The following is a 2790-nucleotide window of genomic DNA, read 5'->3' as shown; positions in this document are numbered from 1 at the left end:
GCTCCTACAGGGATTGTGTGTGCATAAATTCACTGTAGGAGCTGGCTTGCCAGCGAAGCTTTTAGGAGGCCCACCCCGGCTTGCGTTTTTGCACGAAGGCCATCGCTCCCTCGACGCCTTCTGCCCCGGTCACCGCATCGCTGAACCATTGCGCCGCTTGATCYAGCAGGGCATCGGTCGGTTGTCCGGCACTCGCCAGCAGGAGTTTCTTGGTCGCCGCATTCGCCCCCGGCGCACAACACAACACATGGGCCAACACCTCATCGAGACGCTCGGCCAGGGCCTGCGGATCATGCTCGACAAAATGCACCAGCCCCATGCGCCGTGCCTGGTGACCATCAAAACGTGCCGCGGTCAGGGCCAGGCGCCGGGTCTCGGTCAGGCCGATGCGCTGCACCACGAACGGCGCGATCTGCGCCGGCAACAAGCCGAGGCTGGTTTCCGGCAGGCCGAATTGCGCCTGGTGATCGGCCATGGCGATATCGCTGACACAGGCCAGGCCGAAACCACCGCCGAGCACCGCGCCTTGCAGCACCGTGATCACCACTTGCGGAGCCTGTTGCACCTCCTGCAGCAACGCACCGAACACCCGATTCATATCACGGTGAGCGCTCGAACCTTGAGCGCGGGCACTGGCGATGTCCTTGAGATCGCCACCGGCGCAGAAGTGGCCTCCGGCACCGCCGATCACCAGCGCGCGAACCCCTCGGTCATCGCGCACGGCTGCCAGCACCGAGCGCAACTCGGCGACCATCTGCAAGCTCATCGCATTGCGGCTGTCCGGGCGGTTGAGGGTGATGTGCAATACGCCGTTGTGCAGTTCCAGCAGCAAGGTCTGGCAAACCGGCAGGCTGCTCATTTCTTTTTCCCCGGCAGGATGCCCATGAGTTTGCAGATGATCCCCAGCATGATTTCGTCGGCGCCGCCGCCAATCGATACCAGCCTCACGTCACGGTAGGCGCGGGCCACCGGGTTGTCCCACATGAAGCCCATGCCGCCCCAGTATTGCAGGCAACTGTCGCTGACTTCGCGGCCCAGCCGCCCGGCCTTGAGCTTGGCCATGGAGGCCAGGCGTGTGACGTCCTGGCCTTTGACGTATTGCTCGGTGGCCTGATAGACCAGCGCCCGCAGGCATTCGATTTCGGTTTGCAGTTCAGCCAGGCGGAAGTGGATGACCTGATTGTCGATCAGCGCGTTGCCGAAGGTTTTGCGCTCCTTGCAGTATTCGATGGTGCTGTCGACGCAATACTCCAGGCCCTTGATCATGTTGGCCGCGCCGAACAGGCGTTCCTCCTGGAACTGCAGCATCTGCATCATGAACCCCGCGCCTTCATGGCCGATGCGGTTGCGCTGGGGTACGCGCACGTTGTCGAAAAACACCTGGGCGGTTTCCGAGCTGTGCATGCCGAGCTTGTCCAGGTGTGAACTCAAACTGATGCCCGGCGTGTTCATCGGCACCATGATCAGCGATTTGTTGATGTGCGGTTTGTCGTCGGAGGTATTGGCCAGCAGGCAGATGAAGTCGGCGCTCGGCGAGTTGGTGATCCACATCTTGCTGCCGTTGATCACATAATCGTCGCCGTCCTTGCGCGCCRTGGTTTTCAATCCGGCAACGTCAGAACCGGCGCCGACTTCGGAGACACCGATGCAGCCGACCTGCTCGCCGCTGATAGCCGGGCGCAGGAATTCGTCGCGCAACTCATCGGAGCCGAACCGTGCCAGGGCGGGTGTGCACATGTCGGTCTGCACGCCGATGGACATCGGTATGCCGCCGCAATGAATAGTGCCGAACTCTTCGGCTGCGACGATCGAATAGCTGTAGTCGAGCCCCATGCCGCCGAATTTTTCCGGTTTGGAAATGCCCAGCAAGCCAAGGTCGCCGGCCTTGCGAAAGACTTCGTGGATGGGGAAGCGCCCGGCCTTTTCCCATTCCTCGACGTGCGGGTTGATCTCGTGCTCGACGAATTGGCGCACGGTGCGGCGCAGTGCTTCGTGTTCCTGGGTGAAGATCATTTTTATTGTTCTCCTTGAGCCGGCCTAGAACCGGGCTACGCCAAAACTGTTGGCTTGCAATGGCCGCACCTCGGCCTCATGACAGATGTCCAGCAAGTAACCCAGCAAAGTCCGGGTATCGCGCGGGTCGATCAATCCGTCGTCCCACAGATTGGCACTGCCGTAGAGTGCCGTGGACTGGCTGTCGAGTTTCTGCGCGGCGACCTGTTCCAGCGTGTCGAGCATTTTCGGATCGGGCACCAGGCCGTCCTTGGCCTGTTTTGCCTCGGTGACGATGCGCAGCACTTTGCCCGCTTGCGCGCCGCCCATCACGGCGGTGCGGCTGTTGGGCCAGGCGAAGAGGAAACGCGGGTCGAGGCCGCGTCCGCACATTGCATAGTTGCCCGCGCCGTAGGAGCCACCGACGACGATGGTCAGCTTCGGCACCCGGGCGTTGGCCACCGCCTGGATCATCTTCGCGCCGTGCTTGATCACGCCTTGCTGTTCCGATTCGGTGCCGACCATGAACCCGGTGGTGTTGTGGAAAAACAGCAGCGGCGTCTGGCTCTGGTCGCACAGCTGGATGAACTGGGCGGCCTTGCTCGCGCCTTTTGGCGTGATCGGGCCGTTGTTGCCGATGAAGCCGCAGGCGCGGCCCTGAATTCTCAGATGACCGCACACGGTCTGCTGATCGAACTCGCCTTTGAATTCAAGAAAGTTCGAAGCGTCGGCGAGACGAGCGATGATTTCACGTGCGTCGTAGGGTTTTTTCGGATCATCCGGAATCAGGCCCAGCAG

General features: G+C 61.7%; 3 protein-coding genes. All 3 read right to left on the bottom strand.

Annotation, left to right across the window (positions count from 1 at the left end; all coding sequences use genetic code 11):
- Positions 1-61: 61 nt before the first annotated feature.
- Positions 62-859: an enoyl-CoA hydratase/isomerase family protein gene (locus ACXRVY_RS22915; protein ID WP_223463455.1), complete on the bottom strand. Its 798-nt coding sequence runs from the start codon at positions 857-859 to the stop codon at positions 62-64.
- The gene (atuD, locus tag ACXRVY_RS22910) at positions 856-2013 is read right to left on the bottom strand and encodes a citronellyl-CoA dehydrogenase (protein ID WP_458238317.1); all 1158 of its coding nucleotides are present in this window, start codon (positions 2011-2013) and stop codon (positions 856-858) included. The genes ACXRVY_RS22915 and atuD overlap by 4 nt, the downstream gene beginning before the upstream one ends.
- Positions 2014-2037: 24 nt before the next feature.
- A partial coding sequence (locus tag ACXRVY_RS22905) for a carboxyl transferase domain-containing protein (RefSeq protein WP_458238316.1) occupies positions 2038-2790 on the bottom strand: 753 nt, incomplete at its 5' end.

This window comes from Pseudomonas sp. P5_A2_2 (assembly GCF_054177685.1).
The sequence above is the reverse complement of the archived record's forward strand: the minus strand, read 5'-3'. Positions and strand labels throughout refer to the sequence as shown.